Annotated in this window: 26 protein-coding genes and 1 tRNA gene; 14 read left to right on the forward strand and 13 right to left on the reverse strand. The window is 65.9% G+C overall.

The window, feature by feature from the left end; translation table 11 throughout:
* Positions 1-160 precede the first annotated feature (160 nt).
* The 12 genes from DFO45_RS01955 (at position 161) to DFO45_RS02010 (ending at position 10,637) form a co-directional block, all read left to right on the forward strand.
* On the forward strand, positions 161-1,060 hold the full coding sequence (locus tag DFO45_RS01955) for an HNH endonuclease (protein ID WP_133863549.1): 900 nt from the start codon (positions 161-163) through the stop codon (positions 1,058-1,060).
* A gap of 173 nt (positions 1,061-1,233) precedes the next feature.
* Positions 1,234-2,205 carry a P-type conjugative transfer ATPase TrbB gene (trbB, locus tag DFO45_RS01960; protein ID WP_133863550.1) on the forward strand — a complete coding sequence of 324 codons (972 nt, stop codon included), beginning with the start codon at positions 1,234-1,236 and terminating at the stop codon, positions 2,203-2,205.
* On the forward strand, positions 2,202-2,534 hold the full coding sequence (locus DFO45_RS01965) for a TrbC/VirB2 family protein (protein WP_133863551.1): 333 nt from the start codon (positions 2,202-2,204) through the stop codon (positions 2,532-2,534). Before trbB ends, DFO45_RS01965 begins: the two co-directional genes overlap by 4 nt.
* On the forward strand, positions 2,534-2,803 hold the full coding sequence (locus tag DFO45_RS01970) for a VirB3 family type IV secretion system protein (RefSeq protein ID WP_133863552.1): 270 nt from the start codon (positions 2,534-2,536) through the stop codon (positions 2,801-2,803). Before DFO45_RS01965 ends, DFO45_RS01970 begins: the two co-directional genes overlap by 1 nt.
* A 13-nt stretch (positions 2,804-2,816) precedes the next feature.
* Positions 2,817-5,255 (forward strand): conjugal transfer protein TrbE, encoded by a 2,439-nt coding sequence (gene trbE, locus DFO45_RS01975; RefSeq protein ID WP_133863839.1) that lies wholly within the window; start codon positions 2,817-2,819, stop codon positions 5,253-5,255.
* The gene (trbJ, locus tag DFO45_RS01980; protein ID WP_133863553.1) at positions 5,252-6,004 is read left to right on the forward strand and encodes a P-type conjugative transfer protein TrbJ; all 753 of its coding nucleotides are present in this window, start codon (positions 5,252-5,254) and stop codon (positions 6,002-6,004) included. The genes trbE and trbJ overlap by 4 nt, the downstream gene beginning before the upstream one ends.
* Positions 6,005-6,015: 11 nt before the next feature.
* On the forward strand, positions 6,016-6,285 hold the full coding sequence (gene trbK-alt, locus DFO45_RS01985) for a putative entry exclusion protein TrbK-alt (protein ID WP_133863554.1): 270 nt from the start codon (positions 6,016-6,018) through the stop codon (positions 6,283-6,285).
* A 3-nt stretch (positions 6,286-6,288) separates the two neighbouring features.
* Positions 6,289-7,518 (forward strand): P-type conjugative transfer protein TrbL, encoded by a 1,230-nt coding sequence (gene trbL / locus DFO45_RS01990; protein WP_133863555.1) that lies wholly within the window; start codon positions 6,289-6,291, stop codon positions 7,516-7,518.
* A complete protein-coding gene (gene trbF / locus DFO45_RS01995; RefSeq protein WP_133863556.1) occupies positions 7,515-8,204 on the forward strand; it encodes a conjugal transfer protein TrbF in 690 nt (229 codons plus the stop codon). The genes trbL and trbF overlap by 4 nt, the downstream gene beginning before the upstream one ends.
* A complete protein-coding gene (gene trbG / locus DFO45_RS02000; RefSeq protein WP_133863557.1) occupies positions 8,201-9,184 on the forward strand; it encodes a P-type conjugative transfer protein TrbG in 984 nt (327 codons plus the stop codon). The genes trbF and trbG overlap by 4 nt, the downstream gene beginning before the upstream one ends.
* Positions 9,181-10,362, forward strand: coding sequence for a TrbI/VirB10 family protein (locus DFO45_RS02005; protein ID WP_133863558.1), 1,182 nt, complete (start codon positions 9,181-9,183; stop codon positions 10,360-10,362). The genes trbG and DFO45_RS02005 overlap by 4 nt, the downstream gene beginning before the upstream one ends.
* 2 nt (positions 10,363-10,364) lie before the next feature.
* On the forward strand, positions 10,365-10,637 hold the full coding sequence (locus DFO45_RS02010; RefSeq protein WP_133863559.1) for a DUF2274 domain-containing protein: 273 nt from the start codon (positions 10,365-10,367) through the stop codon (positions 10,635-10,637).
* Here DFO45_RS02010 and DFO45_RS02015 read toward each other — a convergent pair.
* From DFO45_RS02015 to DFO45_RS02025, 3 genes are all read right to left on the reverse strand, one after another.
* Positions 10,597-11,514, reverse strand: coding sequence for a LysR substrate-binding domain-containing protein (locus DFO45_RS02015; RefSeq protein WP_133863560.1), 918 nt, complete (start codon positions 11,512-11,514; stop codon positions 10,597-10,599). The two genes, DFO45_RS02010 and DFO45_RS02015, sit on opposite strands and share 41 nt — an antisense overlap.
* 283 nt (positions 11,515-11,797) lie before the next feature.
* A tRNA-Gly gene (locus DFO45_RS02020) sits at positions 11,798-11,872 on the reverse strand.
* Between the two features lie 221 nt (positions 11,873-12,093).
* A complete protein-coding gene (locus DFO45_RS02025) occupies positions 12,094-12,618 on the reverse strand; it encodes a cupin domain-containing protein (protein WP_133863561.1) in 525 nt (174 codons plus the stop codon).
* Between the two features lie 107 nt (positions 12,619-12,725).
* Here DFO45_RS02025 and ettA point away from each other — a divergent pair, with 107 nt between their 5' ends.
* Entirely contained in the window at positions 12,726-14,381 is a 1,656-nt protein-coding gene (ettA, locus tag DFO45_RS02030) for an energy-dependent translational throttle protein EttA (RefSeq protein WP_043879620.1), read from the forward strand.
* Between the two features lie 111 nt (positions 14,382-14,492).
* On the forward strand, positions 14,493-15,263 hold the full coding sequence (gene tam, locus DFO45_RS02035; protein ID WP_043880543.1) for a trans-aconitate 2-methyltransferase: 771 nt from the start codon (positions 14,493-14,495) through the stop codon (positions 15,261-15,263).
* Between the two features lie 69 nt (positions 15,264-15,332).
* Here the strand turns inward: tam and DFO45_RS02040 are convergent, their stop codons facing one another.
* From DFO45_RS02040 to DFO45_RS02085, 10 genes are all read right to left on the reverse strand, one after another.
* The gene (locus DFO45_RS02040; protein WP_166657027.1) at positions 15,333-16,022 is read right to left on the reverse strand and encodes a Crp/Fnr family transcriptional regulator; all 690 of its coding nucleotides are present in this window, start codon (positions 16,020-16,022) and stop codon (positions 15,333-15,335) included.
* Between the two features lie 96 nt (positions 16,023-16,118).
* Entirely contained in the window at positions 16,119-17,912 is a 1,794-nt protein-coding gene (locus DFO45_RS02045) for a hypothetical protein (RefSeq protein WP_133863563.1), read from the reverse strand.
* 103 nt (positions 17,913-18,015) lie between these two features.
* Positions 18,016-18,291 carry a RebB family R body protein gene (locus DFO45_RS02050; RefSeq protein ID WP_043879618.1) on the reverse strand — a complete coding sequence of 92 codons (276 nt, stop codon included), beginning with the start codon at positions 18,289-18,291 and terminating at the stop codon, positions 18,016-18,018.
* Between the two features lie 88 nt (positions 18,292-18,379).
* Positions 18,380-18,676: a hypothetical protein gene (locus DFO45_RS02055; RefSeq protein WP_052286013.1), complete on the reverse strand. Its 297-nt coding sequence runs from the start codon at positions 18,674-18,676 to the stop codon at positions 18,380-18,382.
* Positions 18,677-18,770: 94 nt separating this feature from the next.
* On the reverse strand, positions 18,771-19,163 hold the full coding sequence (locus DFO45_RS02060; RefSeq protein WP_133863564.1) for a hypothetical protein: 393 nt from the start codon (positions 19,161-19,163) through the stop codon (positions 18,771-18,773).
* A 54-nt stretch (positions 19,164-19,217) separates the two neighbouring features.
* Positions 19,218-19,448, reverse strand: coding sequence for a RebB family R body protein (locus DFO45_RS02065; RefSeq protein WP_012172306.1), 231 nt, complete (start codon positions 19,446-19,448; stop codon positions 19,218-19,220).
* Positions 19,449-19,632: 184 nt separating this feature from the next.
* Entirely contained in the window at positions 19,633-19,908 is a 276-nt protein-coding gene (locus tag DFO45_RS02070) for a RebB family R body protein (RefSeq protein ID WP_043879617.1), read from the reverse strand.
* A 182-nt stretch (positions 19,909-20,090) separates the two neighbouring features.
* Complete coding sequence (locus DFO45_RS02075; RefSeq protein WP_012172304.1) at positions 20,091-20,312, reverse strand: RebB family R body protein; 222 nt, start codon at positions 20,310-20,312, stop codon at positions 20,091-20,093.
* A gap of 307 nt (positions 20,313-20,619) precedes the next feature.
* Positions 20,620-22,881, reverse strand: a complete 2,262-nt coding sequence (locus tag DFO45_RS02080) for a molybdopterin-dependent oxidoreductase (protein ID WP_245517925.1) — start codon at positions 22,879-22,881, stop codon at positions 20,620-20,622.
* Between the two features lie 6 nt (positions 22,882-22,887).
* Positions 22,888-24,387, reverse strand: a complete 1,500-nt coding sequence (locus DFO45_RS02085) for an ABC transporter substrate-binding protein (protein WP_133863565.1) — start codon at positions 24,385-24,387, stop codon at positions 22,888-22,890.
* Between the last annotated feature and the right edge of the window lie 17 nt (positions 24,388-24,404).

Raw genomic sequence — 24,404 nt, forward strand, 5'->3', positions numbered from 1 at the left:
ATTGATAGATGGCCATCCTATCGCTCACGGCAGCGCGAATGAGAACTGAGAGCGTGATGCCGGTCGATACGTGATGCGCGCGACCAAAGGGTGAAAGGTCCACCTGCTGCCGAACGTTACTCATTATGCGCTACGATCGAATGGGGATCAGGGATGGCACATGGGATTCGGCGTCTTCATTCACCGCTCGGACTCGATCTATGACGATAGCCCGGCTGAGCGGTATCAGTTCCCGCGCCCATATCTGGGGCGGGTCGAGGCCTGCGTCGGCGACTGGATCGTTTATTACGAACCCCGGAAAGTGGCGGAGACCCGCGGCTATTTCGCGATCGCCAGGGTCGAGCGCGTCGTTCCTGATCCCACCGCTCCGGGCATGTATCTCGCTCTCATCGAACCAGGCAGCTATCTCGATTTTGCCAGCCCGGTGCCTTTCACCGATGCGGATGGCGTGATCGAGCGCGGTGTGCTGAACGCGGACGGGCGCATTTCGGGGCGCGCGCAAGCCGCTGTGCGTCCGCTCTCGCCGGACGATTTCAACCGGATCGTCACTCTCGGGCTGAATGACAGCGAGCCGCTGCTGCCCCGCGTCGACGCGGGTGCGTCCCTCTCAGGCTTTGAAGAAGAACAGGCGCCATTCGCGTTCGAGCAGCCCCGCGAGCGCGTCGACACTCTGTCCTCTCGCATCGTCCGCGACCGCATTTTTCGGCGCGTCGTGCTGCGCGCCTATGACGAGCGCTGTGCCATCAGCGGCCTCAAGCTGATCAATGGCGGTGGGCGTGCCGAGGTGGCCGCAGCGCATATCCGCCCGGTGGAAGCGAATGGCCCCGACATCGTCAGCAACGGGCTGGCGCTGTCGGGTACGGCGCACTGGATGTTCGATCGCGGGTTGATCAGCCTCTCGGATGATCTGGACATTCTCATTTCCCGGCAGACCAACGATCCCGACGGCGTGCGCGCCTTCATCAACAAAGACGGCCGCGCCATCGCGCCACGCAGGTTGATCGAGCGACCCCATCCCCATTTCCTGCGCTGGCACAGGGAGCATTGTTTCAAGCCGTGAAGCGGAGGCTTCCTATGAAGCTTCCGATCACTGCAGCAGTTCCGCCGTTCACCTGTCATTGCACGCCACGCTGCGACGCGGATGGAATCCTGTTGAACCGGCCCAATATCGGGCTCCTTTAATCAATCCCACCCGGGATGAGATCGTCATGAGCCCGGCACGTCGGGGTTCGCATGGCGGCAGCACATCATCATCAGGGTTTTGCCCGTGGCGCGCGGATGCTGCGCACGGCGCTGGGTCCGGCGATCGCCCGGCATCTGGAAGACCCGTCCGTTGTCGAGGTGATGCTGAACCCGGACGGGCGGCTGTGGATCGACCGTCTCTCGGAGGGACTATCCGACACAGGTGAGCGGCTCTTGCCCGCTGACGGCGAGCGCATCGTGCGGCTCGTCGCGCATCATGTCGGCGCCGAGGTGCATGCGGGGGCACCGCGCGTTTCGGCCGAACTGCCCGAGACGGGAGAACGGTTCGAGGGCCTGCTGCCGCCGGTGGTCGGGGCACCGACATTTGCCATCCGCAAGCCCGCCGTCGCGGTGTTCACGCTGGAGGACTATGTCCGCGCCGGGATCATGTCGGCCGGACAGGCCGAAGCCTTGCGCTCGGCCGTGGCGTCCCGCGCCAACATCCTGGTGGCCGGCGGCACATCGACCGGCAAGACCACACTGACCAATGCGCTGCTCGCTGAGGTCGCGAAGACCTCCGATCGCGTTGTTCTCATCGAGGATACGCGCGAGCTGCAATGCGCGGCTCCGAACCTTGTCGCCCTGCGCACCAAGGATGGAGCCGCTTCGCTCTCCGACCTTGTTCGCTCCGCGCTGCGGCTGCGTCCCGACCGCATCCCCATCGGAGAGGTGCGCGGCGCCGAGGCGCTGGACCTGTTGAAGGCCTGGGGCACCGGCCATCCCGGCGGGATCGGCACCATCCATGCTGGCAGCGCCGTCGGCGCGCTGCGCCGGATGGAGCAGCTCATTCAGGAAGCCGTCGTCACCGTCCCGCGCGCGCTGATCGCCGAGACCATCAATCTCGTGGCCGTGCTCGCCGGCCGCGGCGTGGCCCGCCGGCTCACAGAACTCGCCCGTGTCGAGGGCCTCGGCCCTGATGGCGACTACCGCGTCACCCCTATCCTTACCGGAGATCCCACATGATCCGACCGCTCCATCGCGCCGGCAGCGTTGCCCGGCTGGCCGCGTCTGTCACCTGCATCAGCCTGATGACTATGGCCAGCGCTCATGCCTCCGGCTCGTCCATGCCGTGGGAAGCGCCGCTGCAATCCATCCTCCAGTCGATCGAAGGCCCCGTCGCCAAGATCATCGCCGTCATCGTCATCATCTCGACCGGCCTGGCGCTGGCCTTCGGCGACACGTCGGGCGGCTTCCGCCGGCTGATCCAGATCGTGTTCGGCTTGTCGATCGCCTTCGCCGCCTCGAGCTTCTTCCTGTCGTTCTTTTCCTTCGGCGGCGGAGCGCTCGTCTGATGGCCGAGACGGTTGAGGTTCCCGGCTTCAGCGTGCCGGTCCACCGGGCGCTGACCGAGCCGATCCTGCTCGGCGGCGCGCCGCGCGTCATCGCCATCGTCAATGGCACGCTTGCCGGGGCCGTGGGTCTCGGCCTGCGCCTGTGGCTGGTCGGCCTCGCCATCGGGATGATCGGCCATGTCGCGGCGGTGTGGGCCGCGAAGCGCGACCCGCTTTTCGTTGAGGTGGTCCGTCGGCATCTGCGTATCCCCGCGCATCTCTTGGTCTGAGCGGGGTGCCATGATGATGAACCTCGCCGAGTATCGCAGCCGCAACCGCCGCCTTGCCGATTTCCTGCCCTGGGCGGCACTGGTCGCGCCGGGCATCGTGCTGAACAAGGATGGCTCGTTCCAGCGCACGGCGCGTTTTCGGGGGCCGGACCTCGACAGCGCCGTGCCCGCCGAGCTCGTCGCGGTCGCTGGGCGGCTGAACAACGCCTTCCGCCGTCTCGGCTCGGGATGGGCGATCTTTGTGGAGGCGCAGCGCCATGCTGCAGGGACCTATCCGGCGAGCACTTTCCCGGATGCCGCTTCCGGTTTGGTTGATGCCGAGCGGCGGGCCGATTTCGAAGAGGCCGGCAGCCATTTCGAGTCGAGCTACTTCCTGACCTTCACTTATCTGTCGCCCGCTGAGGATGCCGCTCGCACCGAAGGCTGGCTCTATGAAGGGCGGGACAAGGCAGGGCTTGATCCCCGTGAGACGTTGCGTGGCTTTGCCGACCGAACTGATCGGCTCCTCAACCTCATCGACGCCTTCATGCCGGAATGCCGCTGGCTCGATGACGGCGAGACGCTGACCTATCTGCACAGCTGCGTCTCGACGCATCGGCATCGTGTCCGCGTGCCGGAGACGCCGATCTATCTTGACGCGCTGCTGGCCGACCAGCCGCTCACCGGCGGGCTGGATCCGCGCCTTGGCGACCAGCATCTGCGGGTGCTGACCATCACCGGCTTTCCCACGGTGACGACGCCCGGCCTGCTCGATGAGCTGAACCGCCTGGCCTTTCCCTATCGCTGGTCGACCCGGGCGATCCTGCTCGACAAGACAGATGCGGTCCGGCTGCTGACCAGGATCCGCCGCCAATGGTTCGCCAAGCGCAAATCGATTGCGGCGATCCTGAAGGAGGTGATGACCAACGAGGCCTCCGTGCTCGTGGACTCGGATGCCGCCAACAAGGCTGAAGATGCCGACCTCGCGCTTCAGGAGCTCGGCGCGGATCACGCCGGCGTCGCCTACGTCACCGCGACGGTGACGGTGTGGGACGCCGATCCCCGCATCGCCGACGAGAAACTGCGACGGGTCGAGAAGGTCATCCAGGGTCGCGACTTCACGGTGATGACCGAGACCATCAATGCGGTCGATGCCTGGCTCGGCAGCTTGCCCGGTCATGTCTATGCCAATGTCCGCCAGCCACCGATCTCCACGCTCAATTTGGCCCATATGATCCCGCTGTCAGCAGTGTGGGCCGGCGAGAGCCGCGACGTGCATTTCGACGCGCCGCCACTGCTGTTCGGCAAGACCGAGGGCTCGACCCCGTTCCGGTTCTGCCTCCATGTCGGCGATGTCGGCCACACCCTCGTCGTCGGCCCCACCGGCGCGGGCAAGTCCGTGCTGCTGGCGCTGATGGCGCTGCAGTTTCGGCGCTATGCGGGCGCGCAGGTGTTTGCCTTCGACTTCGGCGGCTCAATCCGGGCCGCCGCACTCGGTATGGGCGGTGACTGGCACGATCTCGGTGGCGAGCTCAGCGAGGGGAGCGCGGAGACTGTCGCGCTCCAGCCGCTTGCGCGCATCGATGAGGCCACGGAACGCGCCTGGGCCGCCGACTGGATCTTGGCGATCCTCACCCGAGAAGGCGTCCCCATCACGCCGCAGGTGAAGGAGCACATCTGGACGGCATTGACATCGCTCGCCTCCGCGCCGGTCGAGGAGCGCACGCTTACAGGGCTGTGCATCCTCCTGCAGTCCAACGACCTGAAGCAGGCACTGCGTCCTTATTGCATCGGCGGCGCCTGGGGCCGGCTGCTGGATGCGGAGAGCGAACATCTGGGCTCGTCCACCGTTCAGGCGTTTGAGACCGAAGGTCTGATCGGCACGGAGGCCGCGCCGGCGGTGCTGGCTTATCTGTTCCACCGGATCGAGGACCGGCTCGATGGATCTCCGACCCTCATCATCATCGATGAAGGCTGGCTGGCGCTGGATGACGAGGCCTTCGCGGGCCAATTGCGGGAATGGCTGAAGACGCTGCGCAAGAAGAACGCCAGCGTGATCTTCGCCACGCAGTCGCTCTCCGACATCGATGGCAGCGCCATTGCCCCGGCGATCATCGAGAGCTGCCCGACACGTCTTCTGCTCCCCAATGAGCGGGCCATCGAGCCGCAGATCACCGCCATCTATCGCCGCTTCGGCCTGAACGACCGGCAGATCGAGATCCTCGCGCGGGCCATACCGAAGCGCGACTATTACTGCCAGTCGCGGCGCGGCAACCGGCTGTTCGAGCTCGGCCTGTCGGACGTGGCGCTTACGCTGTGCGCGGCGTCCTCCAAGACCGACCAGCAGGCCATCAGCAAGATCGTCGCCGCGTACGGTCGCGACGGCTTCCTGGACGCTTGGCTGCGTCATCGCGGCCTCGGCTGGGCCGCCGACCTCATCCCCAACCTCACCAATCTGGAGACGCAGCCATGACGCTGTTCCGTCCGCGCGCGCTCACCGTCGCCGTCGCGCTGCTGACCGCGCCGCTCGCCCTCGCACCCGTGCTGTCCCCGCCCGCGCAGGCCCTCACGGTCTATGACCCCTGGAACTACGCGGAGAACATGATCTCGGCCGCCCGCGCGCTGGAGCAGATCAACAACCAGATCACCTCGCTGCAGAACGAAGCGCAGATGTTGATCAATCAGGCGCGCAATCTTGCCAGCCTGCCGCACTCCTCGCTGCAGCAGATCCAGCAATCTGTCCAGCGTACCCAGCAATTGCTCGGACAGGCACAGAGCATCGCTTTCGATGTCGGCCAGATCGACCAGGCTTTCCAGCAGCGCTATGGCAACATCCCGCTCTCGACCTCCGATGCCGACCTCGTCGCCGGTGCACGCGCGCGCTGGCAGACCACGGTCGGCGGTCTGCAGGACGCGCTGCGGATCCAGGCAGGCGTCGTCGGCAATGTCGACGCCAACAAGGCTGAGATGGCGACGCTTGTCAGCCAGAGCCAGGGCGCCACGGGTGCCCTTCAGGCCACGCAGGCTGGCAACCAACTGCTCGCCCTGCAGTCGCAGCAGCTCTCCGACCTGATCGCGGTGATGTCCGCCAATGGCCGCGCCGAGGCGCTCTCCGAGGCGGAACGCGCGACCGCCGCCGAGCAGGGGCGAGAGCAGCGCCGGCGCTTCCTCACCCCCGGCGTCGGCTACCAGGCCGGCACGGCCCGCATGTTCAGCAACTGAGGGAGGCCGACATGGACGGAGCCATGCTGGCCCGGCTCGGCGCGGTGATCTTCGTGGCCATCGCCGGCACGGCGGCGGTGCTGGAAATGAGCCGGGAAGAGAAGGCGCCGGTGCCTTCACCCAGTCGGACGGTCGAGGCCGAGCGCGATCCTTTGCGCGATGAACAGCGGCGGTGTCAGCAGTTGGGAGAGACTGCCGCGCAGGACGCCGCCTGCCTGAAGGTCTGGGCGCAGACGCGGGACCGGTTCCTCGGGCGCAGCGTGCCCAACGAAGGTCGCTGAGCAATGAACGGCACCGGCGTCATCGACACTTTCCTCGGGGTCTTCACCTCCTATATCGACAGCGGCTTCGGCCTCCTTGGTGGCGAGGTCGCTTTCATCGCCACCACCCTCATCGTCATCGATGTGACGCTGGCGGCGCTGTTCTGGTCGTGGGGCGCTGACGACGACGTCATCGCCCGGCTCATCAAGAAGACGCTGTTCGTCGGCGTCTTCGCCTACATCATCGGCAACTGGAACAACCTCGCCCGCATCGTCTTCGAGAGCTTTGCCGGGCTCGGGCTCAAGGGCTCGGGAACGGCATTTTCCGTCAGCGACCTCATGCGTCCGGGCAAGGTGGCGCAGACCGGGCTCGATGCCGGCCGTCCCTTGCTCGACTCCATCTCCGATCTGATGGGCTGGGTCGCCTTCTTCGAGAACTTCATCCAGATCGCCTGCCTGCTGTTTGCCTGGGCGCTGGTGCTGCTCTCCTTCTTCATCCTCGCCGTCCAGCTCTTCGTCACCCTGATCGAGTTCAAGCTGACGACGCTCGCCGGCTTCGTGCTGATCCCCTTCGGCCTGTTCGGCAAGACCGCCTTCATGGCCGAGCGGGTGCTGGGCAACGTCGTCTCTTCCGGCATCAAGGTCATGGTGCTCGCGGTCATTATCGGCATCGGCTCGACCCTGTTCGGCCAGTTCACCGCGGGCTTCGGCGGACAGACGCCCACAATCGACGACGCCATGGCCATTGTGCTGGCCGCCCTGTCCCTGCTGGGTCTCGGCATCTTCGGCCCCGGCATTGCCGCCGGCCTAGTTTCCGGAGGACCGCAGCTGAGCGCCGGCGCCGCCGTTGGCACAGGCCTCGCCGCCGGTGGCGCGCTGATGGCGGCTGGCGGTGCCGCCAACCTCGCAATCCGCGGCGGCGGGGCTGCGCTCTCGGCGACGGCGGCTGCGGCGCGAGGTGGAGCGACAGCCTACAGCATCGGTGCGGCCGGACAGTCCGGCATGGCGGGTGTCGCCTCGGGACTGGCTGGCGTCGCGCGGTCCGCAGGCTCCGCCGCCGTGTCACCGCTCGCGAACGCCGTCAGTGGCACGGCCTCAGCCTCCTCGGCCGGTGACGTGCCCGACTGGGCCAAGCGCATGAAGCGCGGCCAGTCGCTTCGCCACGGCGTCTCCGCCGCCGCCCATGCTGTGCGCTCCGGTGACAGCCATGCCGGCGGCTCTTCTGTCTCCCTGTCTGAGAGCGACCGCTCATGAGCCTCTTCAAGCGACCCGCGACCCATTACGGCACCTCGCCCGAGCCGGTCACGACCTATCAGAAGGCCGCCCAGGTCTGGGACGAGCGCATCGGCTCGGCCCGTGTGCAGGCGAAGAACTGGCGGCTGATGGCGCTTGGCAGTCTGTTCCTCTCGGCCGGCTTTGCCTCGGCGCTGATCTGGCAGTCGACGCGGGGCACCGTCGTGCCCTGGGTGGTCGAAGTCGATCGTCTCGGCCAGACGCAGGCCGTTGGACCCGCCACCGGCGATTATCGCCCGACCGATCCGCAGATTGCCTGGCATCTCGCCCGCTTCATCGAGCAGGTGCGCAGTCTGCCGGCCGACCCCGTCATCGTGCGGCAGAACTGGCTTCGAGCCTATGAGTTCACCACCGATCGGGGCGCCGCCGCGCTCAACGACTATGCCCGCGCGAACGATCCCTTCACGCGGGTCGGCAAGCAGCAGATCGCGGTCGAGGTCTCCAGCGTGATCCGAGCCTCGCCGGATTCCTTCCGCCTCGCCTGGGTCGAGCGGCGCTATGAGAACGGCCAGCTCGCCGCCACCGAGCGCTGGAGCGCGATCCTGACCCTGGTGATCCAGCCGCCACGCGATGCCGAGCGCCTGCGCACCAATCCTCTCGGCATCTATGTCAATGCCATCAGCTGGTCGCGGGAGATGAGCCAGTGAACACGTCCTTCCGTAAACCCGCATCTCCGGCTCTGCGCCGATCCGCCTTTGCGGCTCTCCTGCTCTCCGCAAGCGCGCTTGGCGGCTGCGCATCGGCACCGAAGCCGCCGCAGATCAGCTATGACAGTGACGTTCCGGCGCTACCGGTGGTGCCCGCCGTCGTCACTGATGAGCGGCCGCGCCCGCTCCACACGCCTCCTACCTGGACGCCGGCCAAGGGCGGCACGGACGCCAAAACGCCGGTCGCACGCGTCGAGAATGCCAATGCGGCGGCCCGCGTCGAGCCGCGCCGCGAAGGTTATTACAACGCCATCCAAATCTATCCCTGGAGCGAGGGTGCGCTCTATCAGGTCTATGCAGCGCCCGGCCAGATTACCAACATTGCGTTGGAGCCGGGCGAGAGCCTGACCGGCAGCGGACCGATCGCGGCGGGCGACACCGCCCGCTGGATTATCGGCGACACCGAGAGCGGCGAAGGGGCGAACCGGCGCGTGCATGTGCTGGTGAAGCCGACGCGGGCGGACATCTCCACCAACCTTGTCATCACCACCGACCGGCGCAGCTACATGATCGAACTGCGCGCCGGCGATAAGCCCTATATGCCGGCTGTCGCCTGGGCCTATCCGCAGGTTCCGGGAGCGCAGCGCGCCGGTGTTCCGGCGGCACCGGTCATCCCGAATTTCGCGGCCCGCAACTATCGCTATGCGCTTACCGGCGACACGCCGCCCTGGCGGCCGATGGCCGTCTATGACGACGGGCGCAAGGTCTATGTCGAGTTCCCGCGCGGCATCGTTCAGGGCGAGATGCCGCCGCTGTTCGTCATCGGGGCGGATGGCGAAGCGCAGATCGCCAATAGCCGCATCCACCAGAACATCCTGATCGTCGACCGGCTGTTCGGTGCGGCCGAGCTTCGCCTCGGCGGCGGCGAGCGTCCGCAGAAGGTGCGGATCGAGCGCACAGACGGGAGGCCGGCATCATGAGCAGCCCCGACAATCATGACCTCGAGGCGGATCTCGGCCCTCCGACCACCGATCACGCCGCGGCCATGCGGCTGCGTCCCGAGCCGCCGCGCGTCACGCGTCTTTCACGCAAGGTACTGGCCGGTGCCGGGCTGGTCGTCAGCCTCGGCATAGGCGGCGCCCTGATCTACGCGCTGCAGGGTCGCGACAAGGGCACCGGCGGCGAGGAGCTCTACTCCACCCAGAACCGCTCCACGGCCGATGGCCTTGCCGGGCTGCCGCGGGACTACACCGGGCCGATCCTGGGTCCGCCTCTACCCGGCGATCTCGGCCGGCCGATCCTTGATGCACAGAACCGCGACCGGCCCGTCGTGCCGCCGACAATGACGGCGCCACAGGTCGATCCCGAGCAGCAGCGGCGTCTTGCCGAACAGGAAGCCGCGCGGACCAGCCGCGTATTCTTCCAGGCGGCGCAGGCTCGCGCGCCGGCGTCGTCAGTGACGGGTGCCTCCGGCTTCAGCGGCCCTGGCTCGGCAGGAACGGGCGGCACGTCCTCACCCCAGGATCGCCAGCTTGCCTTCCTCAATGCCGCCGTGGATCGGCGCGTCGTCGCATCCGATCACGTCATGGCACCGGCATCGCCCTATGTCCTGCAAGCAGGCGCCGTCATCCCGGCCGCTCTCATCACCGGCATTCGCTCCGACCTGCCGGGCCAGATCACCGCGCAGGTGACCGAGAACGTTTATGACAGCCCGACCGGACGCATCCTGATAATCCCGCAGGGCACGCGGCTGCTCGGCCAATACGATAATGGCGTCGGCTTCGCCCAGCGCCGCATCCTGCTGGTCTGGAACCGACTGATTTTCCCCAATGGCCGCTCCATCGTGCTGGAGCGCCAGCCCGGCACCGATGCGCAGGGCTATGCCGGCCTTGAGGACGGCGTCGACATGCACGGGTGGGACCTCGCCAAGGCCGTCGGGCTCTCGACGCTGCTTTCCGTCAGCGCCGAGCTCGCCATGGATGATGAGGACGAACTGATCCAGGCGCTGCAGAGTGGGGCGCAGGACACCATCAACGATGCCGGCCAGGAGATCATCCGCCGGCAGTTGCGGGTCGCGCCGACCCTGACCATCCGGCCCGGCTTCCCGGTGCGGGTCATGGTCACCCGTGACCTCGTCCTCGAACCCTACAGGTACTGACCATGGCGAAGCTGAAACTCGGACCGATCGCGAACGACAAGCCGGTGAAGGTGGCGCTCTCGCTACCCGGCGCACTGCACCGTGATCTTGTCGCTTATGCGGAGGTGCTCGCGCGAGAGACTGGAGAGCCTGCCCCGGATCCTGTGAAGCTTGTCGTGCCCATGCTGGAGCGCTTCATCGCCACCGATCGCGAGTTCGCCAAGGCGCGCCGCGAGGCTGGCGGCGCTGCGAGGATCAGCGCGCCGCTGCCCGCTCCTGGGTCATCTTCCGTGTGAGGCTGAGCAAGGTGCGTACTGCCGGGTTGTCGTTGCGAGTCGAGTAAATCACGGAGAACGGGATCGCCTCGCCGGCGAGAGGGCGGAACACCACCTCCGGCAGACCGATGACCGTTTCCGACTCAAGCACCGGCACGATTCCGCGTCCCGTGGCGACCAGACCGAGAAGGCTATAGCGCGCGACCTGCTGCGTGCTGATGCGCGGCGAGATGTCGAGTTCCCGGAATTTGCGTTCAAGAAAACCGCGCACCTCATTGCCGGAGCCTTCGGTGCGGACAAGAAAGGTCTCATCCACGAGATCTCGCCAGGACAGCACATTCCTTTGGACCAGAGGATGAAGCCGCGGCAGCGCGAACAGGAGTGGTTCGCTCCACGAGGAAATCGCATCACAGTCCGGCCAGCTTTGCCGGCCCAGCACGAATGCAGCGTCGAGATCAAACCGCCGTATCGCGGCCGCGTGACTTTCCGCAGGCGCTTCGACAAAGTCGATGTGAACGCCCGCATAACGGCTGTCATAGGTCTGGAACAGGTCGCGCAGAAAGCCGGAGGACAGGTTGGAGAACAGGCCAACTTTCAGGTGGCCTTCCTCGGACCGCCCCAGCGCAGCCGCTTCCACCGTTGCCTCGCGGATTTGATCGAGCGCCTGGCGCGTGCGGTTCAGAAAGCGCTGCCCCGCCAGAGTAAGGTTCACCCCGCTTGAGTGCCGGATGAACAGTGAGACGCCGATCTCGTCTTCAAGATCCCGGACGCTCCGGCTGATGGACGATTCCTTGACCTCAAGAGCCACCCCGGCTTTGCGGAAGCTTCCGTGCTCGGCGGCCGCCACGAAATAGCGCAGGTGGCGCAACTCGATCGAGGTGGAAAACGGCGCAGCCATTCGGGCTCCGGCGTGTTGAGTAGCTTCTGGATATTGATACTCAAAGTTGCGGCTACGTCGAGAGTTGCAGACGGGCTTTGCATCGCGGCCGTTCCGGGCGCCGCCACGCGCAGCGCATCGGTGCAGCGCCGCCGCTTAGAAAGCTGCCGAACGCACGCCATGGCATCCGGGAATTTTCTTCCGGGAGCATAGATTCTGCTCAGAATGTCGCGTTCGAGGGCGAATCTAAGCAGAAAACGCCCCGAAGGGCGTTTGCTAACTATCAGATTTTATTGGGAAAATTTGGAGCGGGCGATGGGATTCGAACCCACGACCCCAACCTTGGCAAGGTTGTGCTCTACCCCTGAGCTACACCCGCATCCATCTGGCGGCGCCGCGTTTCGTCGGCGGCCAGTGGCGACCTTTTGCCAAAACCCTCGGGGGATTGCAACACGCTTCCGCATGCGCCCTGCGGAAAAATCTCAAATCCTTTGCCGGACAACACTTCCCGCTGTGGACAGATGGCTCCCCGCCTGGCGCGAGCGCCGCCGATGCGGATTTTTCACCGCCCCGGCGTTGCGCTGGCGCTTGGCGGCGAGGTCAGGTGCGGTGGATGGGATCGATCCACTTCACTGTTGTGGGCTTTTCCACCGGCTCAATGTCGAGATTGACCACCACCGGGTCCTGGCCGGAGCGCACCAGCACGCACTCCAGCACCTCATCCGGCGAGGCGTTGATCTCCTGATGCGGCACATAGGGCGGCACATAGATGAAATCGCCAGGTCCAGCCTCGGCGGTGAATTCCAGATTGTCGCCCCAGCGCATGCGGGCGCGGCCCTTCACGACGAAGATCACGCTTTCGAGGTCGCCATGGTGGTGCGCGCCCGTCTTGGCGTCGGGATGGATATGAACCGTGCCGGCCCACAGCTTCTCGGCGCCGGCGCGGGCGCGATTGATGGCGGTGGCACGGTTCATGCCCGGAGTCTGCGCGGTGTTGGGATCGAGCTCGTCGCCTGGAACCACCTTCACCCCATGCTCGCGCCAGTCCACGCTGCCGGCGGCCGGTGCCGCGTGCGTGTGGTCGTGGGGATGGGAGTGGTCGTGATGATGGCTGTCGTCGCCCATGGTGTCCTCCGGTGCGCGGCGGAACGCGCCGCTTGCTTGCCGCCCGCGCGCCGGACGGCTAGAACGGCCCCAAACCAACACAGCCCCATTTGTGGAGCCGGTGGCGCATGGCCTCCTATCAATACGCTTACCATATGCACGGCCTCACCAAGGCCTATCCCGGCGGCAAGAAGGTGCTCGAGAACGTGCACCTCTCCTTCTACCCGGATGCCAAGATCGGCGTGCTCGGCAACAACGGCGCCGGTAAGTCCACCCTGCTGCGCATCATGGCCGGCATGGACAAGGACTTCACCGGCGAGGCCCGCCCCGCGGAAGGCGTGCGCGTGGGCTATCTCGCGCAGGAGCCGCAGCTCGACCCCACCAAGTCCGTGCGCGAGAACGTGATGGACGGCGTGGCCAAGCAGAAGGCGATCCTTGATCGCTACAACGAACTGGCCATGAACTATTCCGAGGAGACGGCGGACGAAATGACCCGCCTTCAGGACGAGATCGAGGCGCAGGGCCTGTGGGATCTCGACAGCAAGGTGGACCAGGCCATGGACGCCCTGCGCTGCCCCTCGGACGATGCGGACGTGTCCAAGCTCTCGGGCGGCGAGCGCCGCCGCGTGGCGCTTTGCCGCCTGCTGCTGGAGCAGCCGGAACTGCTGCTGCTCGACGAGCCCACCAACCATCTGGACGCGGAGACCACCGCGTGGCTCGAAGGCCATCTGCGGACCTATCCGGGCGCGATCCTGATCGTCACCCACGACCGCTACTTCCTCGACAACGTGACGGGCTGGATCCTCGAGCTCGATCGCGGCCGCGGCATTCCTTACGAGGGCAATTACACCTCCTGGCTCGGCCAGAAGCAGAAGCGCCTCCAGCAGGAGAATCGCGAAGAGGAAGCCCGCCAGCGCGCCCTTGCCCGCGAGCAGGAATGGATTTCCGCCTCGCCCAAGGCACGCCAGGCCAAGAACAAGGCCCGTATCCAGCGCTATGACGAGCTGGTGCAGAAGGCTTCCGAGCGGGCGCCGAGCGCGACGCAGATCGTCATCCCCGTGGCCGAGCGCCTCGGCCAGAACGTCATCGCCTTCGAGAACCTCACGAAGGGTTTCGGCGACCGCCTGCTGATCGACGACCTCTCCTTCAAGCTGCCGCCGGGCGGTATAGTGGGCGTGATCGGCCCGAACGGCGCGGGTAAGTCCACGCTGTTCCGCATGATCACCGGCCAGGAGACGCCGGACAGCGGCTCCATCACCATCGGCGATTCCGTGAAGCTGGCCTATGTGGACCAGAGCCGCGACGCGCTCGATGACAAGAAGACCGTCTGGGAGGAAATCTCAGGCGGCCTCGACGTGATCTATGTGGGCAAGCGGGAAATCCCCTCCCGCGCCTACTGCGCGGCCTTCAACTTCAAGGGCGGCGACCAGCAGAAGAAGGTCGGTATGCTCTCGGGTGGTGAACGCAACCGCGTGCACCTGGCCAAGACGCTTCAGCGCGGCGGCAACGTCCTGCTGCTCGACGAGCCCACCAACGACCTCGACGTGGACACCCTGCGCGCGCTGGAAGAGGCGCTGGAAGATTATGCCGGCTGCGCCGTCATCATCTCGCATGACCGCTTCTTCCTCGACCGCATCGCCACCCACATGCTCGCCTTCGAGGGCGACAGCCATGTGGAATGGTTTGAAGGCAACTTCGCCGATTACGAAGAAGACAAAAAGCGCCGTCTTGGTATCGATTCAACGATTCCGAAGCGGATTCAGTACAAAAAATTCTCGCGTTGATGCAGCGCCCGCCGGATACTCCCCGGCGGGCGTTCTCCCAGGCGCCGCAGGACTGCGCATGGCGTGTCCGCGGCGTGCTGTCGGCATGCCCACAGCCGGGGGGCGGCCATGATCGCGGAATGGAGTGCGCGGCTTTATCTGACGTTCGAGGACGAACGCACCCGTCCAGCCCGTGACCTCGTTGCGCAGATCCCTCTGGAAGCCGCGCGCCGCGTCGTCGATCTGGGATGCGGGCCCGGCAATTCAACCGAAATTCTGGCGGCCCGTTATCCCGAAGCCGATGTGATCGGCATCGACAGCTCTCCCGATATGCTCGCTGCCGCCCGCCGGCGCATGCCGCATACGAGCTTCATCCAGGCGGACGTGCGGACCTACCGTCTGCCGGAGCCGGCGGACGTGATACTGGCCAATGCCGTGCTGAACTGGATGCCGGACCATCGCACGCTGTTTCCGCGTCTGGTCTCGCAACTGAGTGACGGCGGGGTTCTCGCCATCCAGTTGCCCGACAATCTTTCGGAGCCGGTGCACGAGACGCTGCGCGCGATGGCCGAGGGCGCCTGGGCGCGGCAGCTCAGCGCGGTACCCCGCGCGCGCATTCCGCTCCTTCGCCCCGAGGAATATTACGATCTGCTGAGCCCCATCGCCGGCAAGGTGGAGATGTGGCGCACGGTCTATTGCCATCCGCTCGCCGATCATGCGGCGCTCATGGAGTGGATGCGGGGCGGAGGTGGCCTCCAGCCCTATCTCGATGCGCTGGCGCCTGCCGAGCGTCCGGATTTTCTCGCCGCCTATGAGGAGCGTCTCGCCCGGGTCTATCCCCGGCGTGCGGATGGCCGCGTGCTGCTGTATTTCCCCCGTCTTTTTATCGTCGTGCTGCGCTGAGCTGTCCCGACAGCGCCGTCCCTGCGCGCTGGTTTTCAGGGATGGTCGCCGCCTTCTTCCTCTTCCCCGTCACCGTTCGAAGTTCTGCAGGCCAAGGGCCCGGCGGATCAGGATTTCCTGCCGGCGCGTCTCGATGAGGCCCTGGCGGGAGAGGGCGGTCATGGAGCGGGAGACCACTTCCCGCGTGGTGCCGAGCATGGCCGCCAGTTCCGCATGGGTCGGCGCGGGGCGGATCAGTCCCCCGTCGCGGAACTGATCGCGCTCGCGCGCCAGCTTTGCGATGGCGCGGCTCAGGCGGGCATCCAGCTTCAGCGTGGCGACTTCGAAACTCAGCAGGGTGAGCGCGGCGATGCGGGCCGCCATTTCATCGACAAGGTGGCGGCTGATGGATGGATGGCGCTCCAGCGCATGGCGAAAGTCCGAGGCGGGGACCCCGAGCGCCGCAGCTTCGCCCGTGGCCGTGACGTCCATGTCGCTCCGGCGGCCGCCGATCACGCCGCTTTCCCCAAAGAAGCTGCCGGGATGAAGCTGGCCCAGGGTGAAGACCAGCCCGGCCGGAGAGGTCTTGCGACAGATGAAGCTGCCCTCGGTGACGAAATAGAGCCGCTCGGGCAGGTCGCCATCGGTGATCACGGGTTCGTCGCGCGTGAAGCTGCGCAGATGGGCACGCGCGAAGATGCGGGCGACCTCATCGCCCGTGAGCCCCTGGAACAGGCACGTGCGGGCCACGACGGGCGGCACCTCCGCCTTCGCTGGCATGCGTGCCGCTCGTGCGCTCCGGCCGGCGGGAGCGGGAAAGGGGGCCTTGAGGGGAAGGGGTGCGGGGTCCATGGCGCTCTCCGGCGGTGGCGCGGGTCAGGAGAGCCGCGGCCCGGCGACCGGCCGCAGATGCCCGCGCCGAAGCGGCAGGCGGATCTGGCGGCGGACCGGCTGCGGCGGGCTCTGCGTCTGCGCCTCGGTGGCGACAGTCAACGGGGCCTCGGGACCGCTGGAGGGCAGGGCGACTGGCTCGGTGCCATTGGGGGAGCCTGCGCCTTGATCGGACAGCGCCGTCGCCCGGGAGGCCGCATCGAGGCGCTGCTGCACCGGATTGTCGTTCCCGCCGATCTGCCCGAAACCCTCTGGCGCCCCCATCACCTGTCTGGGACTGGGCGATTGCAGGATCTGGTAGCTGGTGATGGTGCGGCTGGTGAAGCAGTCGGCAGCGAGCCGATAGCGCATGATGGTCTTCTGGTTGTGAAGACCTACACCATAGGCGGTCTGGCCGGCGTCCGGCACCGCCATAGGCTCAACGGAAATATCCGCATCCGCGCGGGCGATCACGCGACCCGTGGCAGGGATATAGGCGCTGTAGGGCACCTCGACGATCTGCATCTGGATGCCCTGGTAGCGGCTGGAATTGGTCTTCTGGTTGGCGTAGAGCCGACGGTAATTGATGGTGTCATCAATGTCGTAATAGTAAGTGATGTCGATCGTGTAGTGAAATTTCGTTTCCGGAAAGCCCGGATAGAGATTGATCGGGTATCCGTTGATTTCCTTGTAGAGTTCACCGTCGCCGCTGATCGTCGAATCAATGCTTCCCTCGCACATGTAACAGGGCAGGAGGGACGAGAACATGAACAGGTGGCCGCCATCCCTGACGTGCTGTGTCAATATCTTGATGGCATTGTTCACCTTGTCCTTGTTGTAGCCCGCGATCCAGCCGGCGTTTCCATCCTTCTTGCTGTCGCCGCCGAAACCGCAATAAGAGAGGAAATTGAGCAGCAGCGGCACCTTCACCTCCGCATGGGAGGCTCTGTTCTTGTTCTTGTTGTTCGGTGACAGCATGACGCGCACGGATCTGTCATTGGACGCGAGGACGGTGTCCGCCGTCGGCGGCAGTCGCAGGAAAAGTCCGGAACCGATGTTGAAGGGCGCCTTGTCCTTCTGGTCGTCGCGATATTCGTTCCAGCGATTGACGATGCCACTCAGCACTTCGGCGAACGCATCGCCGTGGGTCATGGGGCAGGTGAGGCCCTGAGCATAAACATAGAGCTGATTCAGCAACGGAGCTCCCTTGTCGTCGGAGGTGAAGTCCGCATTCAGGGACCGGAGTATGGAGGTGGCGATCGCGTTCTTCGGCTCGTCGCGCTCGCCGTTCCACACGGATAGGTCGATGAATTTGGGCTTATCCGGCCTTGGCGCCGCCGTGCCCTTGTCCGGATAGATGAAGAACGTGCCGGAGGCACGGTCGAGGCCCACGCAGCTCGCCTTCGCCGGCAAGGCCGTGCGGTAGTCCTGGATGCTGATATAATTACCGTTCTGGACTCCCAGACCGTTGTCGCAGAGATAAACGAATGGCAACGTTGAATAGGAAATATATTCTTTATACTTTGCATAATCGTCGTTGATGATGAGGTGCTTGAGGTTGAATTCTTTCACGGTGCGGTCTGCAATGACATTTTTCGTGCGTGCGTCGTACTGAAGCTTGTTCTTGATGAGGATGAGGAGCACCATCATCAGGTTCGGGAAAACGCCATAGGGCGCCGATTTATTGGTATCGAAGGCGCCGTCGGAGAACCCGATGTAGATGTCCTCCGCCTTGTGGGCGTTACCCTCGTAGGTGCAATGAATGCATGCGCCGATGAATTTCGCGGTGTCGATGGCCATGGCTCTCTCCCGAAATGCGGCCCGGATGGGCACCGTTTGAAATCACCTGCTGGAGCTGAAAGAGGCGGGGCTCGCGGCCGGTGCGGGCCCCGCCCGTTGTGTGTCAGGTGTTGGCGTTGCCCTGGAGCATCTGCACCACCGCGATGGCATCCGAGATGGTGTCGATGCTGTAGATCTGCATGACGCCCTGCGTGGTCGCCGCCTGTGCCAGGATGTTCTGGTTGTTCTGGGCGGTGACCGCGTTCTCGAACATCAGGCCGGTGGAGTGAGACGCCGTCTGGTAGAGCGAGCCGATGGCGACGGCGGGGGCTTCGGCGACCACCTTCACGTTGACCTGCGTGACCGCGTCGGTGATCTGCGGCGAGACGGTATTGGTCATGTCTTGTCTCCTCGTTTCTTCGGTTAGGTCCTTGCTCATCTTCAGCGGACCGAAATTGTCCGCGGAAGCTCGGGGCCGCCTGGCGGCGTCAGCTCAGTTTCGACTTCGGAAAGCGGCGCAGGCTCCGGGCCCGGCGCTGATGCATGCGGGCGGTGACAAGCTGCTGAAGTTCCTGAATCTGCTGCATCTTGTCGGCCAGCAACGACTTGGTGAACTCGAGCGTCTCGCCCGTATTGGCTTCGAGCTGGGCGGCCGGCGTCTCGTGCGGCGGTACGGGGCTTTCGGTTTTCGCCTTGTTCACCACCTTGGTCAGTTCGTGGATCAAGGGGCGTAGCGCCGTCATGATGTTGTCGGTGACGGCCTTCTCGATGCTCGCCGCATCCACCGGGCCGGGCTCCGGGACCTCCGGGACTGGTGTCTGGGCCGGCCGTCGCCGGCGCGGCGGGCGTTTTCCCGCTGGAGTGGCCACGCTTGCCTCCTCAGATCTTGGAGAAGGCGGCGGCCACCGTCGCCGCGCCGGTCATGAAGGTCAGCGTCTGCGTCTGCGAGACGCCGACATTGGTCAGGAGGTCAATGCCCTGCTGTTTCGTGGGCGGATTGGCGATCAGCGCCAGCGCCTTGCCGCTCGCAGCGAGATAGATCTGCTCCATGCCCTGCATGTAGGTGCGGGCGTCCTCGCCCATCATGGCCACCACCTGGCCCATGGCGGCGCCGGCGAGTTCCTGGACGGTCGGGTTGTCCCCGGCGGCGCCCTGGAGCGCCAGCATGTTCTGAAACGCTTGGGTCGTGTCGGGCGAGGCATTTGCCTCCGGCTCGCTGCTGCCGCCGAAAAGGTTCGAGAGGCCCATGACATTCGGCTCCTTCTTCGCCATGCGGTCGCTGGTGGCAGGGCGCTTGGGGGATCAGGGCGCGGCAAGGCCGCGATTTCAGGGCGTGGACAGCGCCTTCACCGCGTTGGCCACGAGCGTCGGGTTCAGCGCATTGAGGTTGTGCTGGTTCGAGGCCGCGTTCTGCATGGTCAGGGCATAGGCCTGGCCGGCGGCCTGGTAGAACATGCTGAGCGCGACCGCCGGTGCGCTGGCGACGACACTGGTGCTGTTGTTGGCCACGCTGCCGATGATCGTGCTGTTGGCGCCGCCGGAGCCTGAGTTGCGCATCGTCGCCTCGTCTGCTTGCTGGGCTCGTTTCCAGAGGACAGGGGATCAACACCCGGTGCGGAGTTCACTCCGGCCGTGCGGCGGCCGGCGCGAGCGCCTCCGTGGCGTCGGCGGGGAGCGCCGCGCCTGCGTCACGGAAGCGATGTTCGAAGGCCGCGGGCGGCGTGGTCCGCCGCGGCGGCGATCAGGTGTTGGCGTTGCCGCGCAGCATCTGGACGATGGCGATGGCGTCGGAAATGGTGTCGATGCTGTAGATCTGCATGACGCCCTGCGTGGTCGCCGCCTGCGCCAGAATGTTCTGGTTGTTCTGCGCGGTCACGGCATTGGCGAACAGCAGGCCCGTGGAATGAGCCGCGGTCTGGTAGAGCGAGCCCAGCGCCATGGCGGGGGCCTCGCCCACGACCTTCACGTTGACCTGCGTGACGGCGTCAGTCACCTGCGGAGAGACGGTGTTCGTCATGAAGCTTCTCCTCGTTCCGGTTTGCATCCTGGGGTTTCTTCATCAGCTCTCCGGATCCTCGTCATGGAGCCGCTGTGAAGCCGTGGTCCGGCCGCGACGGCCGGAGAAATGTATTGATGATCATACGATCATTTAAAGCATGCAGCGCGGCATTGCCGCACGTGTCGGCTGGTTCTCTGGTCCTATTTCGTGGTGAGTGCCTTCACCGCGTTGGAGACCAGGGGCAGGTTCAGCCCATTCAGATTGTGCTGGTTGGAGGCCGCGTTCTGCATGGTGATGGCATAGGCCTGCCCGGCGGCCTGGTAGAACATGCTGAGGGCCACCGGCGCCGCGCTGCCGAGAACGCTCTCGCTGCTGGCCGCCACGCTATCGGTGATGGGTCCATCGGAACCTGTGGTCGACATGTCGTTCTACCCTCTGGAGTTGCAATGGTTCGCCTGCGATGTCTGCCATTCCGGCGGGTCGAGGCGCTCCCGAGTGGAACCGAAGGTAGGACATACAACCAAATGCGTCGGTGATGAAAGTCACTTGAAGGAAAATATTCGCAGCGGCATAATTCGAGGGGAATAAAGGCCTGTTCTTGGGCCGTGTCGCGAGCACAGAATGAAAATAGTTAGCTATTTAATCTATTTTAGATTGTATAAATTGTTAGGAATGTTCTTTGGCGCCGCCCGGACCGTCCCGAGCGCTCCCGGCGCTTCACGCCCTGTTTTACCGGCTGACGACCTCGACCAGACACGCGTTGGGCGCGGTGCCTTGTGCGAGCCGTGAGGTCGGGCGGATCGAACTCAGCGTGTTGGGATTGCCGCCAAGATCGAGGCCCTGCTCATTCGGGGCGTACCAGCCTCCCGTAGGCAGAACGGCGACGCCCGGTGACAGCCGGGCATCAATGCCGATGGCGACAAGAGCGCGACCGCGCGCATTGAAGACGGTCGCCTGTTCTCCCGCCGCCAGCCCACGGGTGGCGGCATCCTGTGGGCTGAGCAGCAGAACTTCGCAGCCGGTCACCTTCGCCTGCTGGCTGGGGCCGGCCAGTTCCAGCTGGCTGTGCAGCCGGTGTTCTGGTTGGGGAGAGAGCAGATGCAGCGGATAGGTGCCGGCAAGCGGCGCCCCCAGCCATTCCTCCGGCTCCAGCCATGCGGGATGGCCGGGGCAGTCGTCATAACCGAAGGCCGCGATCGTCGAAGATCCGATCTCGATGCGACCCGAAGGAGTAGAGAGCGGGTGCATGTCCGGGTCGTGCGCGAAATCGGCGAGCGGCGTCGTGGGGGCAGGCGCGCGGGCGCCGAGGTCGAGCCCGGCATAGCCGCGGGCCCAGAAGGTCTCGAAATCCGGCAGTTCGGGATGAGCGTCGCGATAGCCCGCATAGAGATGACGCAGCCAGTCCTCTTCGCTGCGCCCCTCGGTGAAGGCGGCGTCAAGGCCGAGTTCGCGGGCGATAAGCGCGAGCATGTCGTGATCGGACCGCACATCCGGCAGCGGCGCGAGCACCCGGCGTGAGGCAATCAGCCAGTTGTCCCGCGAGGCGGCGGCGATGTCGTCGCGCTCGAAGGGTAGGCTCGCCGGCAGCACGATGTCGGCGTGTCGGGCGGTCGCGGTCCACATGCTCTCGTGCACGATCACGGTTTCCGGGCGCCGGAAGGCGGCGGCAAGCCGGTTGAGGTCCTGATGATGGTGGAAGGGATTGCCGCCCGCCCAGTAGATGAGGCGGATGTCCGGGAGGGCGAGCCTCTGCCCGTCATAGTCGAGCGTGCCGCCGGGGTTCTCCAGCAACTCGGTGATGCGGGCGACGGGGATGAAGCTTGAAACCGGATTGCGCCTTTGCGGCACCGCCGGCCCCTTCAGCCGGCGGATCGGCTGGCCCACGGAGGAGACGGCGGTGAGTCCGAAGGCAAAGCCGCATCCCGGCCGCCCCACCTGGCCCGCCATGGCGGCAAGGGCAATCGCTGCCCAATAAGGCTGCTCCCCATGGCGCGAGCGCTGCAATGACCAGGAGAGGTTCACCAGCGCTGGCACCTGAGCATAGGCACGCGCGAGTTCCCGGATGGTCGCCGCCGGCACGCCGGAGATGCCCTCTGCCCATTCCGGGGTCTTCGGCAGGCCGTCCGTGTGGCCCGCCAGATAGGCGGCGAAGGTCTCATGCCCCGCGGTCAAGCGCGCGAGGGCCGCCGTGTCCGTCCGCCCCTCCGCCAGCAGCACCTGCGCCATGGCGATCAGCACGGCGGCGTCCGTGCCGGGCCGCAGCGGGATGTGCTCCACATGGCCGGGCAGGTCCGGCGCGTCCGCGCCCGTGGGTGAGAAGACGACAATCCGGCAGCCGGCGCGCGCCACGTCTGCCAGCGCCGCCTCGGCGCGATGCTGCCCGGTGCCGCCCGCTTCCACCTGCGCGTTGGAGAGGCGGAAGCCGCCGAAAGAGATGAGCAGCCGTGCGTGGGCGGCAATCTGGTCCCAGCTCGGCGCTGTGTCTGTCGCGCCCTGGTATTCCCGGCCGATCACATGCGGCAGCAGCACGGCGGCGGCGCCATAGCTGTAGGTGTTCACCGAGGAGGTGAAGCCGCCGCAGAGGTTCAGGAAGCGCTTCAGCTGGCTCTGGGCATGGTGGAAGCGCCCGGCGCTCGCCCAGCCATAGGAGCCGCCGAAGATGGCCGCATTGCCGTGATCGCGCGAGACGCGCGCGATCTCGCCGGCCACCAGACGGGCCGCCTCGGGCCATGTCACGGCGACAAAATCGTCCCGTCCGCGCTCCGCGCCGCGCCCCTGCGGCCGTCCCTTGGCGGTGAGCCAGCCCCGCCGGACCGTGGGATGGCGCACCCGCAGCGGATGGTCCGCGAGATCGAGGAAGGCCGCCCCCGTGGGCGAGGGCGCGGGGTCATGGCGGAAGGGCAGAAGGCGGGGGCGGCCGTCGGGGCCCGCCTCCACCTCATAGGTGCCGAAGTGGCTGCCGAAGAGGTGCAGCCGCTCGTCAGCGGTCACGACGGCTCACTTGGCCGCCGGCTTCAGGTCGTAGGCGCGCACCCAGTCGTCGGCGCGGGGCTGCCACACCACGCGCTTGGAGGTGCCATAGGTGTTGGGCTGGGCATAAAGGAACAGCACCGGCGCCTCCTCGCACATGATGGAGGTGGCGGTCTTGTAGGCCGCAAGGCGCGCGGCCTTGTCGGTGGTGGAGCGCCCGGCCTCCACCGCCTTGCCGAAGGCGGCATTGTCCCAATAGGCATACTGGTTGCCGGGGGCGAGCAGGGTCAGTTGGCCGTCGGCGTCGATGGTGGGCCAGCCGTGGGTCAGCAGCGAGGTCTGCGCCAGCGTGCGCGACTTCAGGTACTTGTTCATATAGGCGCCGAAGTCCATCTCCGTGATCTTCACGTTGAGGCCCACTTCGCCTAGCTGCGCGGCCACCACCTGGGCCACTTCCTGCCCCTGCAGATAGGTCGCCACCGGCACGTCCATCTCGATGGGCTGGGAGAGGTTCACGCCGGACTGCTTCAGCAGCGCCTTGGCCTTGGCGGGGTCATAGGCATAGGGCTTCAGGTCCGGATTGAAGCCGAAATAGGCAGGCGTCAGGATCTCGCAGGGCGAGATGTAGGCGAGGCCCTCGAAGATGGAATCGCCGATGGCGGTCTTGTCGACCGCATAGTTCATCGCCTGGCGCACCAGCTTGTTGTCGAGCGGCGCCTTCTGGGTGTTGAACTTGATGAAGACGCTGCGGGTGCTGGGCGTGGCGCCGGAATTGGCCTTGCCGCTGTCCTTGATGCGCTTCAGCTCGGACGGCGGCACGCCGGTGATGAGGTCCACCTCGCCGGCCAGCAGCGCGGCGATGCGGCTCGAGGGCTCCGGAATGGTGCGGAAGATGGCGGTGTCGAAGGCCGGCTTCTCGCCGAAATAGGTGGGGTTGGCTTTCAGCGTGATGTGATCGCCGGGCACATTCTCCGTGATCTGGTACGGCCCACCGGACATGGTCTCGGTGGCCGGATTATGGGTCGCGGCCCATTCCGGCGGCAGCAGGAAGAACATGGACAGCTGATCGGCGAAGGCGGGGAAGGGGGCGCTCGTCTCCACTTCCAGCGTGGTCGGGTCGATCACTCGCACGTCTTTCACGAGATCGAACCACGACTTGATGCGGGCATTCACCTTGGGGTCGCGCACGCGGTCGAGGTTCCACTTCACCGCCTTGGCGTCCAGCGCTTCGCCATTGGCGAATTTCGCGCCCGGCACCAGCTCGAAACGCCAGGTGGTGTCGTTCACCGGCGTCCAGCTCTTGGCCAGCGCCGGCTGGAGCTTGAGGTCCGGCCCGCGCAGGATCAGCGCCGGATAAACGTGGCTCAGAAGGCTGAGGTCGGAGCCGAAGGACGCCGACATGTGCGGGTCCAGCGTGTTGATGTTCACCGCGAGCGCGATGGTCGCGGTCTCGGCCTTGGCGAGCCCCGGCAGGGTCACCGTGGCGAGCAGGGCGGCGGCGAAGGCGGCGGGCGTAAAGCGCTTCATCTGGCGTCTCCGTCGGG

Origin of the sequence: Azorhizobium sp. AG788 (assembly GCF_004364705.1) — a bacterium.
Taxonomy (GTDB): Bacteria; Pseudomonadota; Alphaproteobacteria; order Rhizobiales; family Xanthobacteraceae; genus Azorhizobium; species Azorhizobium caulinodans.

What these genes read in the sequence shown, in the direction of transcription:
- trbF (WP_133863556.1), top strand. Translation starts at nt 7,515, where the DNA reads ATGAGCCTCTTCAAGCGACCCGCGACCCATTACGGCACCTCGCCCGAG.
- trbK-alt (WP_133863554.1), top strand. Translation starts at nt 6,016, where the DNA reads ATGGACGGAGCCATGCTGGCCCGGCTCGGCGCGGTGATCTTCGTGGCC.
- DFO45_RS02015 (WP_133863560.1), bottom strand. Translation starts at nt 11,514, where the DNA reads ATGGCTGCGCCGTTTTCCACCTCGATCGAGTTGCGCCACCTGCGCTAT.
- DFO45_RS02050 (WP_043879618.1), bottom strand. Translation starts at nt 18,291, where the DNA reads ATGACCAATACCGTCTCGCCGCAGATCACCGACGCGGTCACGCAGGTC.
- DFO45_RS02060 (WP_133863564.1), bottom strand. Translation starts at nt 19,163, where the DNA reads ATGGCGAAGAAGGAGCCGAATGTCATGGGCCTCTCGAACCTTTTCGGC.
- DFO45_RS02070 (WP_043879617.1), bottom strand. Translation starts at nt 19,908, where the DNA reads ATGACGAACACCGTCTCTCCGCAGGTGACTGACGCCGTCACGCAGGTC.
- DFO45_RS02075 (WP_012172304.1), bottom strand. Translation starts at nt 20,312, where the DNA reads ATGTCGACCACAGGTTCCGATGGACCCATCACCGATAGCGTGGCGGCC.
- DFO45_RS02025 (WP_133863561.1), bottom strand. Translation starts at nt 12,618, where the DNA reads ATGGGCGACGACAGCCATCATCACGACCACTCCCATCCCCACGACCAC.
- trbJ (WP_133863553.1), top strand. Translation starts at nt 5,252, where the DNA reads ATGACGCTGTTCCGTCCGCGCGCGCTCACCGTCGCCGTCGCGCTGCTG.
- DFO45_RS02065 (WP_012172306.1), bottom strand. Translation starts at nt 19,448, where the DNA reads ATGCGCAACTCAGGCTCCGGCGGCGCCAACAGCACGATCATCGGCAGC.
- ettA (WP_043879620.1), top strand. Translation starts at nt 12,726, where the DNA reads ATGGCCTCCTATCAATACGCTTACCATATGCACGGCCTCACCAAGGCC.
- DFO45_RS02045 (WP_133863563.1), bottom strand. Translation starts at nt 17,912, where the DNA reads ATGGCCATCGACACCGCGAAATTCATCGGCGCATGCATTCATTGCACC.
- DFO45_RS01970 (WP_133863552.1), top strand. Translation starts at nt 2,534, where the DNA reads ATGGCCGAGACGGTTGAGGTTCCCGGCTTCAGCGTGCCGGTCCACCGG.
- trbL (WP_133863555.1), top strand. Translation starts at nt 6,289, where the DNA reads ATGAACGGCACCGGCGTCATCGACACTTTCCTCGGGGTCTTCACCTCC.
- trbB (WP_133863550.1), top strand. Translation starts at nt 1,234, where the DNA reads ATGGCGGCAGCACATCATCATCAGGGTTTTGCCCGTGGCGCGCGGATG.
- DFO45_RS02040 (WP_166657027.1), bottom strand. Translation starts at nt 16,022, where the DNA reads ATGCCAGCGAAGGCGGAGGTGCCGCCCGTCGTGGCCCGCACGTGCCTG.
- DFO45_RS02010 (WP_133863559.1), top strand. Translation starts at nt 10,365, where the DNA reads ATGGCGAAGCTGAAACTCGGACCGATCGCGAACGACAAGCCGGTGAAG.
- DFO45_RS01955 (WP_133863549.1), top strand. Translation starts at nt 161, where the DNA reads ATGGGATTCGGCGTCTTCATTCACCGCTCGGACTCGATCTATGACGAT.
- DFO45_RS02085 (WP_133863565.1), bottom strand. Translation starts at nt 24,387, where the DNA reads ATGAAGCGCTTTACGCCCGCCGCCTTCGCCGCCGCCCTGCTCGCCACG.
- DFO45_RS02005 (WP_133863558.1), top strand. Translation starts at nt 9,181, where the DNA reads ATGAGCAGCCCCGACAATCATGACCTCGAGGCGGATCTCGGCCCTCCG.
- DFO45_RS01965 (WP_133863551.1), top strand. Translation starts at nt 2,202, where the DNA reads ATGATCCGACCGCTCCATCGCGCCGGCAGCGTTGCCCGGCTGGCCGCG.
- trbE (WP_133863839.1), top strand. Translation starts at nt 2,817, where the DNA reads ATGATGAACCTCGCCGAGTATCGCAGCCGCAACCGCCGCCTTGCCGAT.